This is a genomic window from Streptomyces sp. JH34 (assembly GCF_029428875.1).
Classification (GTDB): Bacteria; Actinomycetota; Actinomycetes; order Streptomycetales; family Streptomycetaceae; genus Streptomyces.
This window is the reverse complement of the sequence record NZ_JAJSOO010000001.1, coordinates 5,095,683-5,115,795: the sequence shown is the minus strand read 5'-3', so window position 1 is coordinate 5,115,795 and position 20,113 is coordinate 5,095,683. Positions and strand designations below refer to the sequence as shown.

General features: G+C 70.0%; 18 protein-coding genes and 1 pseudogene. 8 read left to right on the top strand and 11 right to left on the bottom strand.

Features of this window, described 5'->3' with window-relative positions; translation table 11 throughout:
* Window positions 1-35 precede the first annotated feature (35 nt).
* A complete protein-coding gene (locus LWJ43_RS22810) occupies window positions 36-1,202 on the top strand; it encodes an alkaline phosphatase PhoX (protein ID WP_277334072.1) in 1,167 nt (388 codons plus the stop codon).
* Window positions 1,203-1,257: 55 nt separating this feature from the next.
* Here the strand turns inward: LWJ43_RS22810 and LWJ43_RS22805 are convergent, their stop codons facing one another.
* The 4 genes from LWJ43_RS22805 to dusB form a co-directional block, all read right to left on the bottom strand.
* A complete protein-coding gene (locus tag LWJ43_RS22805; protein WP_277334071.1) occupies window positions 1,258-1,674 on the bottom strand; it encodes a VOC family protein in 417 nt (138 codons plus the stop codon).
* Between the two features lie 117 nt (window positions 1,675-1,791).
* A complete protein-coding gene (locus LWJ43_RS22800) occupies window positions 1,792-2,808 on the bottom strand; it encodes an ArsR/SmtB family transcription factor (protein ID WP_277334070.1) in 1,017 nt (338 codons plus the stop codon).
* A gap of 480 nt (window positions 2,809-3,288) precedes the next feature.
* Window positions 3,289-6,000 (bottom strand): pyruvate, phosphate dikinase, encoded by a 2,712-nt coding sequence (ppdK, locus tag LWJ43_RS22795; protein ID WP_277334069.1) that lies wholly within the window; start codon window positions 5,998-6,000, stop codon window positions 3,289-3,291.
* 573 nt (window positions 6,001-6,573) lie between these two features.
* The gene (gene dusB / locus LWJ43_RS22790; protein ID WP_277334068.1) at window positions 6,574-7,722 is read right to left on the bottom strand and encodes a tRNA dihydrouridine synthase DusB; all 1,149 of its coding nucleotides are present in this window, start codon (window positions 7,720-7,722) and stop codon (window positions 6,574-6,576) included.
* A 129-nt stretch (window positions 7,723-7,851) separates the two neighbouring features.
* On the opposite strand from dusB, the pseudogene LWJ43_RS22785 reads away from it, so the two are divergent.
* Window positions 7,852-8,259, top strand: a pseudogene (locus tag LWJ43_RS22785) (MFS transporter); the annotation flags it as partial.
* A 71-nt stretch (window positions 8,260-8,330) separates the two neighbouring features.
* On the opposite strand, the gene LWJ43_RS22780 reads toward LWJ43_RS22785, so the two are convergent.
* From LWJ43_RS22780 to LWJ43_RS22770, 3 genes are all read right to left on the bottom strand, one after another.
* Entirely contained in the window at window positions 8,331-8,531 is a 201-nt protein-coding gene (locus LWJ43_RS22780; RefSeq protein ID WP_277334067.1) for a DUF6243 family protein, read from the bottom strand.
* A gap of 200 nt (window positions 8,532-8,731) precedes the next feature.
* Entirely contained in the window at window positions 8,732-8,935 is a 204-nt protein-coding gene (locus LWJ43_RS22775) for a hypothetical protein (protein ID WP_277334066.1), read from the bottom strand.
* Window positions 8,936-9,029: 94 nt separating this feature from the next.
* Window positions 9,030-10,412 carry a glycine--tRNA ligase gene (locus LWJ43_RS22770; protein ID WP_277334065.1) on the bottom strand — a complete coding sequence of 461 codons (1,383 nt, stop codon included), beginning with the start codon at window positions 10,410-10,412 and terminating at the stop codon, window positions 9,030-9,032.
* Between the two features lie 216 nt (window positions 10,413-10,628).
* On the opposite strand from LWJ43_RS22770, the gene LWJ43_RS22765 reads away from it, so the two are divergent.
* From LWJ43_RS22765 to LWJ43_RS22750, 4 genes are all read left to right on the top strand, one after another.
* Window positions 10,629-11,606, top strand: coding sequence for a metal ABC transporter substrate-binding protein (locus LWJ43_RS22765; protein WP_277334064.1), 978 nt, complete (start codon window positions 10,629-10,631; stop codon window positions 11,604-11,606).
* A 35-nt stretch (window positions 11,607-11,641) separates the two neighbouring features.
* Window positions 11,642-12,418 (top strand): metal ABC transporter ATP-binding protein, encoded by a 777-nt coding sequence (locus LWJ43_RS22760; protein ID WP_385448940.1) that lies wholly within the window; start codon window positions 11,642-11,644, stop codon window positions 12,416-12,418.
* Window positions 12,418-13,317, top strand: a complete 900-nt coding sequence (locus tag LWJ43_RS22755; protein ID WP_277335966.1) for a metal ABC transporter permease — start codon at window positions 12,418-12,420, stop codon at window positions 13,315-13,317. Before LWJ43_RS22760 ends, LWJ43_RS22755 begins: the two co-directional genes overlap by 1 nt.
* 65 nt (window positions 13,318-13,382) lie before the next feature.
* Window positions 13,383-13,817 carry a Fur family transcriptional regulator gene (locus LWJ43_RS22750; RefSeq protein WP_277334063.1) on the top strand — a complete coding sequence of 145 codons (435 nt, stop codon included), beginning with the start codon at window positions 13,383-13,385 and terminating at the stop codon, window positions 13,815-13,817.
* Between the two features lie 62 nt (window positions 13,818-13,879).
* Here the strand turns inward: LWJ43_RS22750 and LWJ43_RS22745 are convergent, their stop codons facing one another.
* From LWJ43_RS22745 to leuA, 4 genes are all read right to left on the bottom strand, one after another.
* A complete protein-coding gene (locus LWJ43_RS22745; protein WP_277334062.1) occupies window positions 13,880-14,710 on the bottom strand; it encodes an isoprenyl transferase in 831 nt (276 codons plus the stop codon).
* Window positions 14,711-14,732: 22 nt separating this feature from the next.
* A complete protein-coding gene (gene recO / locus LWJ43_RS22740) occupies window positions 14,733-15,479 on the bottom strand; it encodes a DNA repair protein RecO (RefSeq protein ID WP_014156371.1) in 747 nt (248 codons plus the stop codon).
* A 98-nt stretch (window positions 15,480-15,577) separates the two neighbouring features.
* Window positions 15,578-16,279 carry a TerB family tellurite resistance protein gene (locus tag LWJ43_RS22735; protein WP_277334061.1) on the bottom strand — a complete coding sequence of 234 codons (702 nt, stop codon included), beginning with the start codon at window positions 16,277-16,279 and terminating at the stop codon, window positions 15,578-15,580.
* A gap of 236 nt (window positions 16,280-16,515) precedes the next feature.
* Window positions 16,516-18,309, bottom strand: a complete 1,794-nt coding sequence (gene leuA, locus LWJ43_RS22730; protein ID WP_277334060.1) for a 2-isopropylmalate synthase — start codon at window positions 18,307-18,309, stop codon at window positions 16,516-16,518.
* Between the two features lie 292 nt (window positions 18,310-18,601).
* On the opposite strand from leuA, the gene LWJ43_RS22725 reads away from it, so the two are divergent.
* On the top strand, window positions 18,602-19,678 hold the full coding sequence (locus LWJ43_RS22725) for a M4 family metallopeptidase (protein ID WP_277334059.1): 1,077 nt from the start codon (window positions 18,602-18,604) through the stop codon (window positions 19,676-19,678).
* A 98-nt stretch (window positions 19,679-19,776) separates the two neighbouring features.
* Window positions 19,777-20,043: a protealysin inhibitor emfourin gene (locus LWJ43_RS22720; RefSeq protein WP_277334058.1), complete on the top strand. Its 267-nt coding sequence runs from the start codon at window positions 19,777-19,779 to the stop codon at window positions 20,041-20,043.
* Window positions 20,044-20,113: the final 70 nt, after the last annotated feature.

The window sequence follows — 20,113 nt, the reverse complement described above, 5'->3', positions numbered from 1 at the left end:
GGCCGGCGGGCCAGCACGTCACCCGTGGAGTGATCGTGGAACGTCGGACCTTCTTGCGCACAGCGGTGATCGGTTCATCGGCGGCGGCCTTCGGCGGCACCCTCTGGAGGGGTGCCGCCTCCGCCGCACCCGCCCAGCCGGCCACCGGGCCCTACGGCGCGCTGCAGGCCGCCGACAGCGACGGCATCCGGCTGCCGAGCGGCTTCACCAGCAGGATCATCGCCCGTTCGGGGCAGACCGTCCCCGGCACCTCGTACGCCTGGCACAGCGCACCGGACGGAGGGGCCACCTTCACCGACGGCGGCGGGTGGATCTACGTCTCCAACGCCGAGGTCTCCTCGGGCAGCGGCGGCGGGGCGAGCGCGGTTCGCTTCGACTCCTCGGGGACCGTCACCTCGGCGTACCGCATCCTGTCCGGCACGAACAACAACTGCGCCGGCGGCCGGACCCCGTGGAACACCTGGCTGTCCTGCGAGGAGGTCACCCGCGGATCCGTCTACGAGACGGACCCCTGGGGTGTGAACGCGGCCGTGCAGCGCCCGGCACTCGGACGCTTCAAGCACGAGGCGGCGGCGGCCGACCCCGACCACGGCTACGTCTACCTCACCGAGGACGAGACGGACGGGCGCTTCTACCGCTTCCGCCCCACCACCTGGGGCAACCTGTCGTCCGGCACGCTCCAGGTGCTGGTCGCGGGCACCGGTACCTCCGGCCCGGTGACCTGGGCGACGGTCCCCGACCCGGACGGTTCACCCACCCAGACCCGCTACCAGGTCTCCGGCGCGAAGGCGTTCAACGGCGGCGAGGGCTGCTTCTACGCGGCGGGCACCTGCTGGTTCACCACCAAGGGCGACAACCGGGTGTGGGCGTACGACGCGAACGCCTCGTCGCTGTCCCTGGCCTACGACGACTCGCTCGTCACCAGCGGCACCGCCCCGCTCACCGGGGTGGACAACGTCACCCGGTCCGCCTCGGGCGACCTGTACGTCGCCGAGGACGGCGGCAACATGGAGATCTGCTTGATCACCCCGGCCGACACGGTCGCCCCGTTCCTGCGGATCAGCGGCCAGTCCGGCTCGGAGATCACCGGCCCGGCCTTCTCCCCGGACGGCCGGCGGCTCTACTTCTCCTCGCAACGCGGGACCAGCGGCAGCTCGTCGGGGGGCATCACCTACGAGGTCACGGGGCCGTTCCGCTCCTGACACATCCGGTGACGGCGTTCGCGGACCCGGCTCCGCGGACGCCGCCCGGTGTGCGTCAGGACTGTCCCTCGACCGCGGCCGGGTCCATCCAGACGATCTCCCAGATGTGGCCGTCCGGGTCCTGGAAGGACCGGCCGTACATGAAGCCCTCGTCCATGGGGTCGTTGGCGGGCGACCCTCCGCCGGCCAGCGCGGCGTCCGCCAGCTCGTCAACCCTGGCGCGGCTGTCCGCGCTCAGCGCGACGAGGACCTCGGTCGTCCTGGAGGCGTCGGCGATCTCCTTCTTGGTGAAGTCCTTGAAGCGCGGCTCGCTGATGAGCATGGCGAAGATCGTGTCGCTGATGACGAGACAGGCCGTCGTCTCGTCGCTGAACCGCGGGTCGAAGCCGAACCCGAGCTTCGCGAAGAAGTCCTTCGTCGTGCCGAGGTCCTTGACCGGCAGGTTCACGAAGATCATCTGAGGCTGAGGCATGACGTCCCACTCTTCCGTCCGGCACCGTGCGGTGCTTTCGCGCGCTCCCTGCGAGCGCTCACGGTAGGTAGACGGCCGGGGGCGGCAGAACTCATCGCCGCCGGCCGGCCGCGTACGTCAGGGCACCGCTATCGGGGCGCCGCCCCGGATCAGGGCGGCGCCCAGCGGCGTGAGGGTGTGCAGGACCGAGCTGCCATGGCGCAGGGTGCGGACGAGGCCGGCCTCACGCAGCACACAGGCGTGCTGACTCGCCGAGGCCAGGGACACCCCGGTCCTGCGGGCCAGTTCGCTCGTCGTGCAGCCGTTGTCTATGGACCGCAGGACCGCCGAACGGGTGTGGCCGACGAGCCGGCCGAGCCAGGGGCCGGGTTCCGGGACCGCCGGGGCGCCGGGGTGGGTGACCGGGTAGACGAGGACGGGCGGGAGGACCGGGTCGCGGTAGACGACGGGGGTGCCCCGGCAGAAGAACGAGGGCTGCAGGAGCAGACCCCGCCCGTCGAGGCGCAGTTCCCGGTCGACGGGGTAGTCCGCCTCCAGCACGGGCGCACGCCAGCGGATCATCGGCGGCAGGGTGGCGAGGAGTCCGTCCGCGCCACCGTCCAGCAGGGCACGCCCCCGGACGGCCCGGTCGGCCTCGACGCTCGCCCGGATGTGCGGCCAGTACGGCTCGACCGCGGCACGGTGGTAGGCGCGCAGGGTGGAGATGAGACGCCCCAGCGGCTCCGTACGCCCCTCGGCGAGTGCCTCCGGCAGCGCGGGCGCGGACGAGGAGCCGGGGGGCGGTCTCCGGGCGAGGGGGGCGCTCCGCGTGAGCAGCCCGGTCTCCGCACGGATCCGGTCCACCGGGGTGTCGCGCAGCGCCTCCATTCCGGCGTCGAGTCCGAACGGCTCGGCACTCCCCTGAGAGGGCGTCAGGAAGTCGGGGAAATAGCCGCGGGGTGGAACGACGGTGGACAACAGGCGTGCTTCACCATTCAACCTGGTTCGGGATTCCTTCCGCCATTTCCCGAACACGGTGGAAGCCCTCCGGTCCCTCAACCGGTGGAAACTCAGAATGGTTTCCCACATCGCGTCCGGCCTCGTGGCCATCCGCACGCGCGAAAGGTCCACCCCGGACACATGGATACGCAGCACCGAACCCCCACCTGTTGCACCCGCAATTACCCCCGCCGAAGCGTATGCAAGGCGTCACAGCAGGTCACCACGGAGTTTCGGCCACAGTTGAAATGTCTCGCCCGCGTCCCCGCCAGCCGAAAGGCTGTACGACGTCGGGTACGTCACCGGATTCACCGAAGAGCGGGTGAGGGCCGTGGGGGCTTCGCCCGTTCGGCGGCGGTGAACGATGGTGCGGCTCCGTACCCGGCAAGGGTGCCCGGGTGCGGCCCGGGGGTGGGGATCCCCGGGCCGCACCCGGGCCCCGCGTCTCTGATTTGCGCACCGAACGGTGAAAAGCGAACCACATGGAATGGTTCGCCGTTCAATTGACGAAGCGGCGGCACCCCCGCACAGGGTGCCGCCGCTTCCGGGTAATCCGGCTCCGCCGGCGGACCCCGATGAGGGTCTCTGTGATCCGCCGGCGGAATCCGGAGTCGTGACGGTCGCTCGGAGCGTAAGTCAGCGGCTGTCGCTGCCCCGCGATTCGGCGGCGGCGCGGCCCGCTTCGAGCCGGGCGACCGGAATGCGGAACGGCGAGCAGGAGACGTAGTCCAGGCCCACCTCGTGGAAGAAGTGCACCGACTCGGGGTCACCGCCGTGCTCGCCGCAGATGCCGAGCTTGAGGTCCGGGCGGGTGGCCCGGCCCGCTTCCACCGCACTGCGTACGAGGGAGCCGACGCCGTCCTTGTCGATCGTCTCGAACGGCGACACCCCGAAGATGCCCTTCTCCAGGTACGCGGTGAAGAACGAGGCCTCCACGTCGTCGCGGGAGAAGCCCCACACCGTCTGGGTGAGGTCGTTCGTGCCGAAGGAGAAGAACTCGGCGGCCTCGGCGATCTGACCGGCGGTCAGCGCCGCCCTGGGCAGCTCGATCATCGTGCCGATGCTCAGCCGCAGTTCCGTGCCGGTGGCCGCCTCGACCTCGGCGATCACGTGGTCCGCCTCCTCACGGACGATCTCCAGCTCCTGGACCGTGCCGACGAGCGGGATCATGATCTCGGCGCGCGGGTCGCCCTTCGCGTTCTTGCGGTGGGCCGCCGCTTCCGCGATCGCGCGGACCTGCATCGCGAACAGTCCTGGGATGACCAGGCCGAGACGCACACCGCGGAGCCCCAGCATCGGGTTCTGCTCGTGGAGCTTGTGCACGGCCTGCAGCAGACGCAGGTCGTTCTCGTTGGCGTCCTTGCGGGACTCGGCGAGCGCGACCCGCACGGAGAGCTCGGTGATGTCGGGCAGGAACTCGTGCAGCGGCGGGTCGAGCAGCCGGACGGTGACGGGCAGCCCGTCCATCGACTCGAACAGCTCGATGAAGTCGGCCCTCTGGAGCGGCAGCAGCGCCTCGAGCGCGGCCTCACGCTCGTCGTCGGTGTCCGCGAGGATCAGCTTCTCGACCATCTCGCGGCGTTCACCGAGGAACATGTGCTCGGTGCGGCACAGGCCGATGCCCTGGGCGCCGAAGCGACGGGCCCGCGAGGCGTCCTCGGCGTTGTCCGCGTTCGCCCGTACCCGCAGACGGCGTACCCGGTCGGCGTACGCCATGATCCGGTGCACGGCGGAGACGAGCTCGTCGGCCTCGTCGGCGCCCGCGTGCACGCGGCCCTCGAAGTACTCGACGACCGGGGACGGCACGACCGGGACCTCGCCGAGGTACACCTTGCCGCTGGACCCGTCGACGGAGACGAGGTCACCCTCCTCCACGACGGTGTCCCCGACCGTGAGCCGGCGGCGCTTGGTGTCGACCTCGATCTCCTCGGCGCCGCAGACACAGGTCTTGCCCATGCCGCGGGCGACGACGGCGGCGTGCGAGGTCTTGCCGCCGCGCGAGGTCAGGATGCCCTCGGCCGCGATCATGCCGTCGAGGTCGTCGGGGTTGGTCTCCCGGCGGATGAGGATGACCTTCTCGCCCGACCGCGACCACTTGACGGCGGTGTACGAGTCGAAGACGGCCTTGCCCACGGCCGCACCCGGCGACGCGGCGATGCCGCGGCCCAGCAGCACGCTGGCGGCGCCGTGGTCGAAGCGCGGGAACATCAGCTGCGCGAGCTGGGCCCCGTTGACCCGCTGGAGCGCCTCGGCCTCGTCGATGAGGCCCTGGTCGACGAGCTGGGTGGCGATGCGGAAGGCGGCGCCGGCGGTGCGCTTGCCGACCCGGGTCTGGAGCATCCAGAGCTGGCCGCGCTCGATCGTGAACTCGATGTCGCAGAGATCCTTGTAGTGGGTCTCCAGGGTCTCCATGATCTTCATCAACTGGTCGTACGACGCCTTGTCGATCGACTCCAGCTCGGCGAGCGGCACCGTGTTGCGGATGCCCGCGACGACGTCCTCGCCCTGCGCGTTCTGGAGGTAGTCGCCGTAGACGCCCTGGTGGCCACTGGCCGGGTCGCGGGTGAAGGCGACGCCCGTGCCGGAGTCGGGGCCGAGGTTGCCGAAGACCATCGAGCAGACGTTGACAGCCGTGCCGAGGTCGCCGGGGATGCGCTCCTGGCGGCGGTAGAGCTTGGCCCGGTCGGTGTTCCACGAGTCGAAGACCGCGTTTATGGCCAGGTCCATCTGCTCGCGCGGGTCCTGCGGGAAGTCCCGCCCGGCGTCCCGGACGACGATCTTCTTGAAGTGCTCGACCAGCTTCTTCAGGTCGGCCGCGTCCAGATCCACGTCGACCGTGACGCCCTTGGCCTCCTTCGCCGCCTCCAGCGCCCCCTCGAAGAGGTCGCCGTCGACACCGAGCACGGTCTTCCCGAACATCTGGATGAGGCGACGGTAGGAGTCCCAGGCGAAGCGCTCGCCGCCGGCCTGGGCGGCGAGGCCCACGACCGAGGCGTCGGAGAGGCCGATGTTGAGGACCGTGTCCATCATGCCGGGCATCGAGAACTTCGCGCCGGAGCGGACGGATACCAGCAACGGGTCGTCGGCCTGGCCGAGGTTCTTGCCCATCCGCTTCTCGAGCGCCCGGAGGTGCGAGCTGACCTCGTCGCGCAGCTCCGCCGGCTCGTCACCGCTGTCGAGGTAGACCTTGCAGGCCTCGGTGGTGATCGTGAAACCCGGAGGGACGGGCAGCCCGAGGTTGGTCATCTCGGCGAGGTTGGCACCCTTGCCACCCAGAAGATCCTTCAGATCCTTGTTGCCCTCGGTGAAGTCGTAGACGAACTTCTGGGGATCTTTGTTTTCCGACACGGGTCTCGACTCCTCGAGGACGCGGTGGCTGCCCTGACGGCGAGGAACATACCCAGATCGAAGGTGTCCCGGTACGGCCACTTGCGCGTCGCGAGGTCTCAACCACCCGTCCGCCAGCAGATCGAAAGTAACGAGCCGACCGCTCCCGCCGAGGCGGTGCGTTCACTCCTTGAAGCAATCATTGCCGAGAGTCGACCGATCGACCCGATCCGGCGACTCAACGTAACGGATGGCTTGATCGATCAAAGTAAACCCGCCTGGCACCCAGTGCCGTCATTTGAGAAGTACAGCAACCCCGTGAGCGCTCATCTGAGCCAAACCCTCCTCAGAGGTGGCGAGAATCACGCTCCCCCGCGCGCTCAGATGTCACCATCCGGACGACCGCATGACAGCGGCTGGTCACCAGGGAGCCATCGGATACTGACGGAAAGTGACCAAGTGTCCCCGACGAGGGAGTGGCCCCCTGCACGCACCGATGGATCGCCCCCGAACACGTCCGATCCGACGGGAAAAGCCCGCTCATGTGAGCGGGCTTTTCCCGTCGGCACTCGGTGCCCCGCACAATGAGGCGCGTCAGCCGCCCGAGGTGTCCAGCTCCGCGTCGGCGCTCACACCCGCGCAGTCGTACGGGTCCTTGAGCCAGCCGTCCGGCAGCGCCACCCGGTTGTTGCCTGAGGTGCGCCCCCGGGGGCCGTCCGCGCCGACCGGCCAGGGCTGGTCCAGGTCGAGTTCCTGGAGCTGACCGCCCAGTTCCTCCAGCGAGGAGGTGACCGCGAGTTTCCGGCGCATGTCCGAGCCGACCGCGAAGCCCTTCAGGTACCAGGCGACGTGCTTGCGGAAGTCGATGACGCCCCGGCTCTCGTCGCCGATCCACTCCCCCAGCAGCGTCGCGTGGCGCAGCATGACGTCCGCGACCTGGCGCAGGACGGGCTCCTGCCTCGTCCCCGTGCCCTCGAACGCGCTGACCAGATCACCGAAGAGCCAGGGGCGCCCCAGGCACCCGCGGCCCACCACGACGCCGTCGCAGCCGGTCTCACGCATCATCCGCAGGGCGTCGTCGGCGCTCCAGATGTCGCCGTTGCCGAGGACGGGGATCTCGGGGACGTGCTCCTTGAGGCGCGCGATGGCGTCCCAGTCGGCCGTTCCGCCGTAGTGCTGGGCGGTGGTCCTGCCGTGCAGGGCGACGGCCGTGATCCCCTCCTCGACGGCGATGCGGCCCGCGTCGAGGTACGTGGTGTGGTCGTCGTCGATGCCCTTGCGCATCTTGATGGTCACCGGGAGGTCGCCCGCCTGTGCGACGGCCTCACGGAGGATCGCGCGGAGCAGGGGCCGCTTGTACGGGAGCGCGGAGCCGCCCCCCTTGCGGGTGACCTTGGGGACCGGGCAGCCGAAGTTCAGGTCGATGTGGTCGGCGAGGTCCTCGTCGACGATCATGCGGACCGCCTTGCCGACGGTCACGGGGTCCACCCCGTACAGCTGGATGGAACGCGGGGTCTCACTCGCGTCGAAGTGAATGAGCTGCATGGTCTTCTCGTTGCGCTCGACCAGCGCCCGTGTGGTGATCATCTCGCTGACGAACAGCCCCTTGCCGCCCGAGAACTCGCGGCACAGGGTGCGGAAGGGCGCGTTGGTGATGCCGGCCATGGGGGCGAGCACGACCGGCGGCTGGACGGTGTGCGGGCCGATCCGGAGCAGCGGGAGGGCGGGGGCGAGCGTGGTCATGGCCCCATTGTCCCGTACCCGCACGGTGGCACGGAGACCCGCCCGCCCAGGCCGCCCTGAGGTACTTGCCGGACCCGCCCGCCCAGGCCGCCCTGAGGTACCCGCCATGCCGCCGCTCAGGCGTCCGCGGTCCGGCGCTTCGGCAGCCGGGTGGTGACGGCCGGCGGGATGATCCAGGGCGTGGGCGTCACGGTGCTGGCGCTGACCGTGTGGCAGGGCTGGCCGGACCTCGGACTGCTGGGACTGCTGCCGGGCGTCGCGATCGCGGGGCTGGGGCAGGGCCTGCAGCTGCCGGTCCTGATCCGGATCGTGCTGTCCGACGTGCCGGCCGAGCGGGCCGGGGTGGGTGGCGGCGTGATGACGACGACCCAGCAGGCGGCCCTGGCCCTCGGGGTCGCCACGCTCGGGACGCTGTTCCTGTCGCTGGCGTCCGGGGCCGGGATGCGGGACGCGCTGATCGTGACGCTGCTGGTGCAGCTGGCGGCCGTCGTCCTGACGACTCTGCTGAGCCTGCGGCTCCCCCGTGCGGTGAGGTGAGCGGGAAGGGACGGGCTCGGGCCCGGATCACGAGGTGATCCGGGCCCGTCCGTGCGGGTCGTGCGAGGAGGTCAGCTCCCGGCCGGTGCGTCCTGCGCCGGAGCGGTCTCCGCGGCGGCGCGCTCACGCATCTTGCGCACCAGCTCCTGCTTCCTGTCCTCGGCGACCTTGCGGTCCTTGTCGCGCGCGGGGCCCGCGCCCTGTCGTTCCGCGGCGGACAGCTTCTTGCGCTGCCCGCCCACGCCGAGAAGGTTGTTGCGGCTCTTCGCCACGGCGTTCTCCCGTTCATGGTGAGGAAGTGAGGATGACGTGTCGTGTATCGATGCGACGGGCGGTCGGGCCCGTCGCGCGCTCACTCGTAGATCTGGAAGAACGAAGACATGACGGAAAGGTACCCCGGCCGCAGGGGCACCTCATCCGGTTTTTCTCGGCCACGCCCGCGGCAACGCCCCGAGCGCTCCCCGGCGCGGGCTCAGGCGGTCGGGTCGACCGTGGCCTGATGGGCCTCGGTCAGGTGCTCCTCGGCCTTCAGCCAGGGCAGGAACTGAGCGGCCTTGCGCCACCCGCAGGTGTCGCAGCTCAGCTGCCGCCGCGTCCCCGACTTCCTTACGTGGACGACGTGTTCACGGCCGTGCCGGTCCCATCTGCTGACCTTGCTCGTGGTCATGGACGGCATCCTGGGCCTCCCTGTGGACGGGTGCGCCCAGTGTGCACGAGGCCCCCGGTTCCGTGGGGCGGAACCGGGGGCCTGGTACGGACGGAGGGTGCGGTCAGCAGCCCAGCAGACGGGAGCCGAGGTAGCTCTGGATCTGGTCCAGGGAGACGCGCTCCTGCTTCATGGTGTCGCGCTCGCGCACGGTCACCGCGTTGTCGTCGAGGGTGTCGAAGTCGACGGTGACGCAGAACGGCGTACCGATCTCGTCCTGACGGCGGTAGCGGCGGCCGATGGCGCCCGCGTCGTCGAACTCGATGTTCCAGTTCTGCCGCAGGTCGGCGGCGAGGCCCTTGGCCTTCGGCGAGAGCTGCGGGTTGCGGGACAGCGGGAGGACGGCGACCTTGACCGGCGCGAGGCGCGGGTCGAGGCGCATGACGGCGCGCTTCTCCATGACGCCCTTGGCGTTGGGGGCCTCGTCCTCGCTGTAGGCGTCGAGGAGGAAGGCCAGCATCGAGCGGCCGACGCCGGCCGCGGGCTCGATGACGTACGGCGTGTAGCGCTCGCCCTTCTCCTGGTCGTAGTAGAAGAGGTCCGTGCCGGAGGCCTCGGAGTGCGCCTTGAGGTCGTAGTCGGTACGGTTCGCCACGCCCTCGAGCTCGCCCCACTCGCTGCCGCCGAAGCGGAAGCGGTACTCGATGTCAGCGGTGCGCTTGGAGTAGTGGGAGAGCTTCTCCTTCGGGTGCTCGAACCACCGCATGTTCTCCTCGCGCATGCCGAGACCGGTGTACCAGTTCCAGCGCTGCTCCATCCAGTACTCCTGCCACTGCTCGTCCTCGCCCGGCTTGACGAAGAACTCCATCTCCATCTGCTCGAACTCGCGCGTGCGGAAGATGAAGTTGCCCGGAGTGATCTCGTTCCGGAAGGACTTGCCCATCTGCGCGATGCCGAACGGCGGCTTCTTGCGCGAGGTCTGCTGCACCTGGCCGAAGTTGGTGAAGATGCCCTGGGCGGTCTCGGGGCGCAGGTAGGCGACCGAGCCGGTGTCCTGGGTCGGGCCGAGGTGGGTGGAGAGCAGACCCGAGAACGCCTTGGGCTCGGTGAAGGTGCCCTTGTTACCGCAGTTGGGGCAGTTGAGGTCGGCCAGGCCGTTGACGGGCGGCTTGCCGTGCTTCTCCTCGTACGCCTCCTCCAGGTGGTCCGCGCGGTAGCGCTTGTGGCAGGAGGTGCACTCGGTGAGGGGGTCCGAGAACGTGGCGACGTGACCGGAGGCGACCCAGACCTCGGGGGCGAGGATGACCGACGAGTCGATGCCGACCACGTCCTCGCGCGCGGTCACCATGTAGCGCCACCACTGGCGCTTGAGGTTCTCCTTCAGCTCGACGCCCAGCGGCCCGTAGTCCCACGCGGCCCGCTGGCCGCCGTAGATCTCGCTGCAGGGGTAGACGAAGCCACGGCGCTTGCTCAGGCTGACGATGGTGTCGATCTTGTCGGCGGCCACGGTGCTCTCTTCATTACGACGGCGGAACTGGACAGGGGCGGCGCGAAGCGCCTCGCTGGGGGCTGTACGCGAGACGGGCGGGCGAATGCACCAGATTACCGGCGGGCGCACCCCTTGGATCAAATCGGTGGGGCGCATCGCGGTCACCGGGTCCCGATCCGGGCATCTCATCAGCCTTGTTGACAATCGTTTCCAGTTTTGTTGAAAATGACTGTCATGAACGTACGCCGCCTCATACCCACAGCCGCCGTCGCCGGAGCAGTCGCGCTCGGCCTCACCGCGCTCTCCGCCTGCTCCTCCTCCGACGCGGCCGAGGGCGGGAGCGACGGCAAGCTGGACGTGGTGGCGTCCTTCTACCCGATGCAGTTCCTGGCCGAGGAGATAGGCGGTTCGCACGTCTCCGTCACGACCCTGACCAAGCCGGGCACCGAGCCGCACGATCTGGAGCTCTCCCCCCGGCAGATCGGCGGTCTGGGCGACGCCGACTACATCCTGTTCCTCAAGGGCGTCCAGCCCGCCGTCGACGACGCCGTCGAGCAGGCCGGCGTGAAGAACACCGTGGACGCGGCGAAGCTCACCACGCTCGAGAACCACGGCTCCGAGGTCGGCCACGACCACGGACACGAGGAGGAGGAGGGCGAGGAGCACGGGCACGAGGGCGAGGAGGAGGCCGGACTCGACCCGCACATCTGGCTGGACCCCGTGAAGTACGCCGAGGTCGCCGAGGGTGTGGGCAAGTCCCTGGAGAAGGCCGACCCGGACCACGCCGCGGACTACCGCAAGAACACCGACGCCCTGGTCACCGAGCTGAACGCCCTCAACACGGCGTACGAGACCGGGCTGAAGAACACCGCCACCAAGACGTTCATCACCACGCACTCCGCCTTCGGGTACCTCGCCGAGCGCTACGGCCTCACCCAGGAGGGCATCGCCGGCATCGACCCCGAGGCCGAGCCCAGCCCGGCCCGGATCGACGAGATCCACTCCGTCGCCGAGAAGAGCAAGGCGACCACCGTGTTCTTCGAGACGCTCGCCAGCGACAAGACCGCCAAGACCCTCGCGAAGGACCTCGGACTGAAGACCGGCGTCCTGGACCCGCTGGAGGGAATCACCGACAAGTCCGCCGGCGCTGACTACACCGAGGTCATGGAGTCCAACCTCGCCGCGCTGCAGAAGGCACTCGGCGCGAAGTGACCCAGGAAGCACCCCGACCCGCACCGGAGGCGATCGTGCCAGAGCCCAGTACGCCAGAACCCGTGATCAGCATGCGCGGAGCCACGGCGACGCTCGGCGCACGCGCCGTGCTGCGCGGAGTCGACCTCACCGTCCACCGCGGTGAGGTCGTGGCGCTGCTCGGCGCCAACGGATCCGGCAAGTCCACCGCCGTGCGCTCCGTCATCGGCCAGGTGCCGCTCACCGGCGGGACCGTCGAGCTGTTCGGCACACCGCTGCGCCGCTTCCGCGGGTGGTCCCGCGTCGGATACGTGCCGCAGCGCACCACGGCGGCGGGCGGCGTCCCAGCGACGATCCGCGAGGTCGTCTCCTCGGGGCGCCTGTCCCGCACGAAGCTCGGGCTGCCGGGCCGGACGGACCGGGCGGCCGTGGACCGGGCCATCGAACTCGTCGGCCTCTCCGACCGTGCGAAGGACTCCGTGAACGCCCTGTCCGGCGGCCAGCACCAGCGGGTCCTGATCGCCCGCGCGCTCGCCTCCGAGCCCGAGGTGCTGATCATGGACGAGCCGATGGCGGGCGTGGACCTGGCCAGCCAGGAGATCCTCGCCACCACGCTGCGCGAGCAGGTCGCCGGCGGGGCGACGGTGCTGCTCGTCCTGCACGAGCTGGGCGCCCTGGAGCCGCTGATCGACCGGGCGATCGTCCTGCGGGACGGCTGCGTCATGCACGACGGACCACCCCCCGAGGCAGTGGGCCAGCACGCCCTGCCCGGTCACGACCACGTACACCCCCACGCGGCCTCCGAGCCCGTCCGGACGGGACTGCTGACCTGATCATGCTGGAATTCCTGAATCCCCCCTTCATGCAGCGGGCCCTGATCGCGGCGGTCCTGGTCGGGATCACCGCGCCCGCCATCGGCATCTACCTGGTACAGCGCCGTCAGGCCCTGATGGGCGACGGCATCGGGCACGTCGCGATGACCGGTGTCGGCCTCGGCTTCCTGCTCTCCACCAACCCGGTGTGGATGGCGACGCTGGTCGCCGTGGCGGGCTCGGTCGTGATGGAGCTGATCCGCTGGTACGGCCGCACCCGCGGCGACATCGCCCTGGCCATGCTGTTCTACGGCGGCATGGCGGGCGGGGTGATGCTGATCAACCTCTCGGACACCGGCTCCAACGCCAACCTGACGTCGTTCCTCTTCGGCTCCCTCTCGACGGTCTCCGAGGAGGACGTCATCGCGATCGTCGCGCTGGCCGCCTTCGTGGTGCTGGTCACCGTGGGGCTGCGGAGGCAGCTGTTCGCCGTCAGCCAGGACGAGGAGTTCGCCCGGGTCACCGGACTGCCGGTGCGGGCGCTCAACCTGCTCGTCGCCGTGACCGCGGCGATCACCGTCACCGTCGCGATGCGGGTCGTCGGCCTGCTGCTGGTCAGCGCGCTGATGGTCGTGCCGGTCGCCGCCGCGCAGCAGATCGCGAAGTCCTTCAAGGTGACGTTCGTCCTGGCCGTCGTCATCGGCACGGCAGTCACCCTGGCCGGCACCGTGACGTCGTACTACCAGGACGTGCCGCCGGGCGCGACGATCGTGCTGCTGGCCATCGCCGCGTTCGTCATGCTCACGGCGCTCGCCACGCCGCTGGCCCGCAGGCGCGCCCGGGGCGGCGCGAGCGACGCCGACCGGTGCACCCTTGAGGTACCGGCCGCCCGCCCGGCGAAGGACGACGTGCGGGTGTGACCGGGACGCCGGGGCGGGCTGGCACAATGGCCCGACGTACGTACGGGCGACACGAGGAGGCAGCTGTGGCGACGGCGCCGATCAGTGGCACGAACGCGGCTCCGGTACGCGGCCGGTCCACCCGGCAGCGGGCGGCGGTCGCGGCGGCGCTCGACGAGGTCGACGAGTTCCGCAGCGCCCAGGACCTGCACGACGTGCTCAAGCACCGGGGCGACTCGGTCGGGCTGACCACGGTCTACCGCACGCTCCAGTCCCTCGCCGACGCCGGCGAGGTCGACGTCCTGCGCACCACGGACGGCGAGGCCGTCTACCGGCGCTGCTCGACGGGTGATCACCACCACCACCTGGTCTGCCGCGTCTGCGGGAAGGCCGTCGAGGTCGAGGGCCCCGCGGTGGAGCAGTGGGCCGAGACCATCGCCTCGCAGCACGGCTACGTCAACGTGGCCCACACGGTGGAGATCTTCGGGACCTGCGCGGACTGCGCGAACTCCGGGGACTGACCCCCGGGGGCTTCCCACGAACGGCGCGGAGGGGCCCCGCGACGGGGCCCCTCCGCGCGGTCTCAGCCCTCCGCGGGCTTCTCGTCCTTGGTGATCTCCTGCGCGCCGCCGAACCGCCGGTCGCGCCGGGCGAACTCCAGGCAGGCGTTCCACAGGTCACGGCGGTCGAAGTCCGGCCACAGGACGTCCTGGAAGACCATCTCGGCGTAGGCACTCTGCCAGATCAGGTAGTTGGACGTGCGCTGCTCCCCGCTGGGGCGCACGAAGAGGTCCACGTCCGGCATGTCCGGGTAGTAGATGTACTTCGCGAACGTCTTCTCGTTCACCTTCGACGGGTCGAGCCTCCCCGCGGCGACGTCCTCGGCGATGCGCTGCGCGGCGTCGGCGATCTCGGCGCGGCCGCCGTAGTTGACGCAGAAGTACAGCGTCATCTTGTCGTTGTCCTTGGTCTGCTCCTGGGCGACCTGGAGCTCCTGGACGACGGACTTCCACAGCTTCGGCATGCGGCCGACCCAGCGGATGCGGATGCCGAGCGCGTCCATCTCGTCCCGGCGGCGGCGGATGACGTCCCGGTTGAAGTTCATGAGGAACTTCACCTCGTCCGGCGAGCGCTTCCAGTTCTCCGTGGAGAACGCGTACAGCGAGAGGTTCTTGACGCCCATCTCGATGCAGCCCTTGAGGACGTCCATGACGACGCCCTCACCGACCTTGTGGCCCTCGGTGCGCGGGAGACCCCGCTCCTTGGCCCAGCGGCCGTTCCCGTCCATCACGACGGCCACGTGCTTGGGCACGAGCTCGCCGGGGATCTTCGGCGGGGTGGCGCCGGAGGGGTGCGGCTCGGGGGTCTTGTACTCACGCCGGTTACGGCCGCCGAGCATCCCGCGTACTGCCATGGGCTTCTCTCGTCTCCCTGTGTCACTTTTCCACGTACCGCAGCGAGCGCAGGCCGCGCTCCAGATGCCAGTGCAGATAGGCGGACACGAGTCCGCTCCCCTCCCTGACATGACGCGCCTCGGACGCGTCCGCCGTCTCCCAGTCACCGGTGAGCAACGCGCTCAGCAGTTCGACGGCCTCCGCCGAGGGTACGACGCTCCCGGGTACCCGGCAGTCGCCGCATATGACACCGCCCGCCGCCACGGAGAAGAACCGGTTCGGTCCGGGCATACCGCACTTGGCGCAGTCGACGAAGCTGGGGGCGTAGCCGTTGACCGCCAGGGAGCGCAGCAGGAACGCGTCCAGGATCAGGTTCGGCGCGTGTTCGGCGCGCGCGAGGGTGCGCAGCCCGCCGACGAGCAGCAGGTACTGCTGGACCGCGGGCTCGCCCTCGTGGTCGGTGAACCGCTCGGCGGTCTCCAGCATCGCGGTGCCCGCCGTGTAGCGGGCGTAGTCGGAGACGATGCCACCGCCGTAGGGCGCGATCGTCTCGCTCTGGGTGCACAGGGGGAGGCCCCGGCCGATCAGCTCGCTGCCGCGCGCGAAGAACTGCACGTCCACGTGGGAGAAGGGTTCGAGGCGCGCCCCGAACTTCGACTTGGTGCGGCGCACCCCGCGCGCCACGGCGCGCACCCGCCCGTGGCCGCGGGTCAGGATCGTGATGATCCGGTCGGCCTCGCCCAGCTTCTGCGTGCGCAGCACGACGCCGTCGTCCCGGAACAAGCTCATGCGTCCATTGTCGCCCACCGGCCGGGCGTCTGTCGGCGGTCCTCGGTGCCGGTGTCACCGTCAGGGCCCCGGGAGGCACCGGCGGGCCCCAGGGAGCCTCAGGAGGGCGTACGCGCCGCTTCCAGCAGCTTGGCCGTGTCGGCGGGGCAGAGCTGCAGCGCGCCGCCCACCGTGGTCAGCACCTCGCGCTCCGCCTGGCTGTACGGGCCGTCGGCGAGCGCGATCCGGGCGCCCCGCAGGAGGAGCGCCTCGCGGCCGGGCACGGCCAGGTGCGGTGCGAGCGGCTTCAGGACCTCGTGCAGTTCGATGGCGAGGGCGGCGCCGCAGGCCTCGGCCGCGGGGTCGGTCCCGTCGCCGTGGCCGGCGTCGGCGGCGAGCACCTCGACGATGGTGAAGAGCTGTTCCTGGGAGCAGTCGTCGAGTCCCGCGTCACGGACGACGGTGGCAGCCGTCTCCAGGACGGTGCGGGAGGTGGTTCCGCCGGCGGCGAGCACGGCGAGCGTGACCGTGTGGACGGCCTCCCGCAGCATGGCGGAGAAGCGGGTGGTGGTGGGGTGGTCGAGGGTGTCCGGCTCGAAGTGCGTCCCGCAGGCGGCGCATTCGACGACGGGTCCGGCGGTGCCCCGCGCCAGCAGCGGCAGCCCGAGGACGGTGAGGCGGTGGCGGCCCGTGAGGCGCCGGTAGTTGCGGTCGCCTCCGCAGGACGGGCAGAAGAACTCTCCGTCGCCGACCGTGTCCCAGACGGTGCGGATGCCGTAGATGCGCAGTCCTGGGGCGCGTTGTCCTTTGGCTGTCCGCACGTCGCACACCTCCGTGACTCCCCCGTACGCCTTCCGGGCACGGGAGGTGACCCCGCGGCAACATTGCCGCGTTGGACGTGATGTTAGCCACATGCGTGATGTGGCGTCAGCATCCAGGACGTCACAACAGCCGGATATGGCCGAACCCCGCCCACCCTCGAGGGGTGAACGGGGATCCGGGGCCGCGTGGTTCAGTGGTGTATCAGGTTTTTGTCCGGAATGACGCCTGGCCGGTGTCAGCGGGCCGCGCGATTGACCGCGGAGACGACCGCCTTCAGCGAGGCACGCGTGGTGTTGGCGTCGATACCGATGCCCCACAGCACCTTGCCGTCGATCGCGCACTCGATGTAGGAGGCGGCCTGGGCGCTCGCACCCTCGCTCATCGTGTGCTCGGTGTAGTCCAGCAGGCGGGCGTCGATGCCGATGGCCTGCAGCGCCTCGAAGAACGCCGAGATCGGTCCGTTGCCCGTGCCGGTCAGCACCGTGTCCGCGCCGTCGACGGTGGCCTCGACCGTGATGGTGTCCTGGCCGTCGCTGCCGGTGGTCGTCTGACCGGAACGGATCTGGACGCGTCCCCAGGCGTTCTCGGGGCTCGGCAGGTACTCGTCGCGGAAGGTCGACCAGATCTGGGTCGGCGTGACCTCGCCGCCCTCGGCGTCGGTCTTGGCCTGAATGATCCGGGAGAATTCGATCTGCATCCGGCGCGGCAGGTCCAGCTTGTGGTCGTTCTTCAGGACGTAGGCGATACCGCCCTTGCCGGACTGCGAGTTGACCCGGATGACGGCCTCGTAGGAGCGGCCGACGTCCTTCGGGTCGATCGGCAGGTACGGAACCGCCCACTCGATGTCGTCGACGGTCACGCCCCGGGCGGCCGCGTCGGCCTCCATGGCGTCGAAGCCCTTCTTGATGGCGTCCTGGTGGGAGCCGGAGAAGGCGGTGTAGACCAGGTCGCCCGCGTAGGGGTGGCGCGGGTGGACCTCCATCTGGTTGCAGTACTCGCTGGTGCGGCGGATCTCGTCGATCTGCGAGAAGTCGATCTGCGGGTCGACGCCCTGGGAGAACAGGTTCATGCCCAGGGTGACCAGGTCGACGTTGCCGGTGCGCTCACCCTGGCCGAACAGGCAGCCCTCGATGCGGTCGGCGCCCGCCATGATCGCCAGTTCGGCGGCGGCGACGGCGGTGCCGCGGTCGTTGTGGGGGTGGACCGACAGGCAGACGTACGGGCGGCGGGTCAGGTTGCGGGACATCCACTCGAACCGGTCCGCGTGGGTGGAGGGCGTCGAACGCTCCACCGTGGCGGGCAGGTTGAGGATGATCTCCCGGCCCTCCTCGGGCTGCCAGACGTCACAGACGGCCTCGCAGACCTCCAGGGCGAAGTCCAGCTCGGTGTCGGTGAAGATCTCCGGGCTGTACTGGTAGCCGAAGACCGTCTCGTCGCCCAGGATCTTGTCGGCGTACTCCATGACCAGCCGGGTGCCGTCCACGGCGATCTGCTTGACCTCCTCCTTCGAGCCGCGGAAGACCACGCGGCGGAAGGTGGGGGCGGTGGCGTTGTACAGGTGGACGGTGGCCCGGTGTGCCCCGCGCAGGGATTCGACGGTGCGCTCGATCAGTTCCTCACGGGCCTGCGTCAGGACGGAGATCGTCACGTCCTCGGGGATCGCGCCCTCTTCGATGATCGAGCGCACGAACGCGAAGTCGGTCTCGCCGGAGGACGGGAAGCCGACCTCGATCTCCTTGTAGCCCATGCGCACGAGCAGGTCGAACATCTCGCGCTTACGCGCCGGCGACATCGGGTCGATCAGGGCCTGGTTTCCGTCACGCAGGTCCGTGGACAGCCAGCGGGGCGCCACGGTGATGCGGTTGTCCGGCCACGTACGGTCCGCGATGTCCACGGCCTCGTAGCCGCGGTACTTGTGGACCGGCATCCCGGAGGGCTTCTGCAGCTGCTTCGCGTTGGTCACCGGGGTGGGGCCACCGACGGGGGTGGGGACGGCGTCGGTGTGCGCGGGGGGATTCACTGCGGTCATGGCGTACGGCTCCTCTGAGGTCCAGCAGGGGCGGCCGACTGTGTCGCTGCAACAGCGAACTCCGCGGGGAGGGAGCCAGCCTACGACTACAGGCCCTCGCCGCGGCAGCTAAGAAGGAGCAGCCCGAAACGCATGATGCGGCAACACTAACCGAGGGGCGCCTGATACGTCGGTCCGTATCAGTATGCGGGATCAGGCCCGCGTGAAGGCAGAACGGTGATACATCACTCCATTTCGTCAATCGCGATCGCAACCAGTGACAGAGTGATGGCTGAGTGTCACAGTCATTTGCATGCAGCCTCGACCGAACAACGGGCTCCAGCCCGTCTTCTGCACCATCGTGCCGCCCCACGTCCTCGACAAGCTGTCCCAGGCCGACGACCCGCTCCTGGCCGATCCCGCACGGCGCACCCTGGAGGCCGACGGGGCCCGCCGCCACCACCGGCGGGTGACCGCGCTCGCCTGGACACCCCAGGCCGCCCGCACCTCGGCCGCGGTCCCCAGCAAGCCCCACCGCACCCTGTACGACTGCCGGCACGGCACGGACCTGCCGGGCGTCAAGGTCCGTGACGAGGGCGACGAACCCACCCAGGACGCCAGCGTCAACCGCGCGTACGCGGGGCTCGGCGCCACCTTCGACCTGCTGCTCACGGAGTACGGCCGCAGCTCGATCGACGGCAAGGGCCTCCCGCTCATCGGCTCCGTGCACTACGACGAGAAGTACAACAACGCGTTCTTCGACGGCGAGCAGATGGTCTTCGGGGACGGCGACGGCGAGATCTTCCTCGACTTCACCGTCGCGATCGACGTCATCGCCCACGAGCTGGCGCACGGACTCACCCAGTACACGGCCAACCTGGCGTACGAGGGCCAGTCGGGCGCGCTCAACGAGTCGGTGTCGGACGTATTCGGCTCCCTGGTCAAGCAGTACTCGCTGGGCCAGAGCGCGGACCAGGGCGACTGGCTGATCGGCGCGGGGCTGCTCGCCCCCCGGGTGAGCGGCGTCGCGCTGCGCTCGATGAAGGCCCCGGGCACGGCGTACGACGACGACGTGCTCGGCAAGGACCCGCAGCCGGCCTCGATGGACGACTACGTCGAGACGGACGAGGACAACGGCGGGGTCCACATCAACTCCGGCATCCCCAACCGCGCCTTCTACCTGCTGGCCACCGCGCTCGGCGGCAACGCCTGGGAGCGGGCCGGCCGGATCTGGTTCGACGTGCTGACCGGCGGCGAACTGGCCCAGGACGCGTCCTTCACGGACTTCGCCAAGCTCACCGTCAAGGCGGCGCAGCAGAGGTTCGGGGAGGGCGACGAGGCCGAAGCCGTACTGAAGGCGTGGTCGGAGGTGGGCGTGCCCACCCGGTGACCGGGTGGATACGGACCCGGCGACCGGGTGGATACGGACCCGGCGACCGGGTAGATACGGGCAGGGCCGTCCGAACGGGTCAGGCAGGAGCCAGACGCATGCGCATTCAGGTGAGCCGGACCGGCGGGTTCGCCGGCATCGCACGCCAGGGCGAGATCGACACCTCGGGACGGCCCGACGCCTCGGAATGGGAGGCTCTGGCCGAGGCGGTGCTCGCCGCCGGGCGGGGCGGCCCGCCCGCGGGAGTGCCGGACGGATTCCGCTACCGGATCACGGTGGGCGACCGCACGGTCGACTGCGCGGACCCGCGGCTCACCCAGGAGCAGCGGACGCTGATCTCCCGGGTGCTGAAGGAGGGCGCGTAGCCCCCGGTCCTGAGGAAGCACGCCCTCGGGCCGTGCCCCCGCACGTGATGCGGAGGCACGGCCCGAGGGG

Excerpts from the sequence above, each read along its gene's own strand:
- LWJ43_RS22765 (WP_277334064.1), top strand. The coding sequence starts at position 10,629 with ATGAACGTACGCCGCCTCATACCCACAGCCGCCGTCGCCGGAGCAGTC.
- dusB (WP_277334068.1), bottom strand. The coding sequence starts at position 7,722 with ATGACCACGCTCGCCCCCGCCCTCCCGCTGCTCCGGATCGGCCCGCAC.
- LWJ43_RS22805 (WP_277334071.1), bottom strand. The coding sequence starts at position 1,674 with ATGCCTCAGCCTCAGATGATCTTCGTGAACCTGCCGGTCAAGGACCTC.
- LWJ43_RS22745 (WP_277334062.1), bottom strand. The coding sequence starts at position 14,710 with ATGGCAGTACGCGGGATGCTCGGCGGCCGTAACCGGCGTGAGTACAAG.
- leuA (WP_277334060.1), bottom strand. The coding sequence starts at position 18,309 with ATGACCGCAGTGAATCCCCCCGCGCACACCGACGCCGTCCCCACCCCC.
- LWJ43_RS22775 (WP_277334066.1), bottom strand. The coding sequence starts at position 8,935 with ATGCCGTCCATGACCACGAGCAAGGTCAGCAGATGGGACCGGCACGGC.
- LWJ43_RS22720 (WP_277334058.1), top strand. The coding sequence starts at position 19,777 with ATGCGCATTCAGGTGAGCCGGACCGGCGGGTTCGCCGGCATCGCACGC.
- recO (WP_014156371.1), bottom strand. The coding sequence starts at position 15,479 with ATGAGCTTGTTCCGGGACGACGGCGTCGTGCTGCGCACGCAGAAGCTG.
- LWJ43_RS22725 (WP_277334059.1), top strand. The coding sequence starts at position 18,602 with ATGCAGCCTCGACCGAACAACGGGCTCCAGCCCGTCTTCTGCACCATC.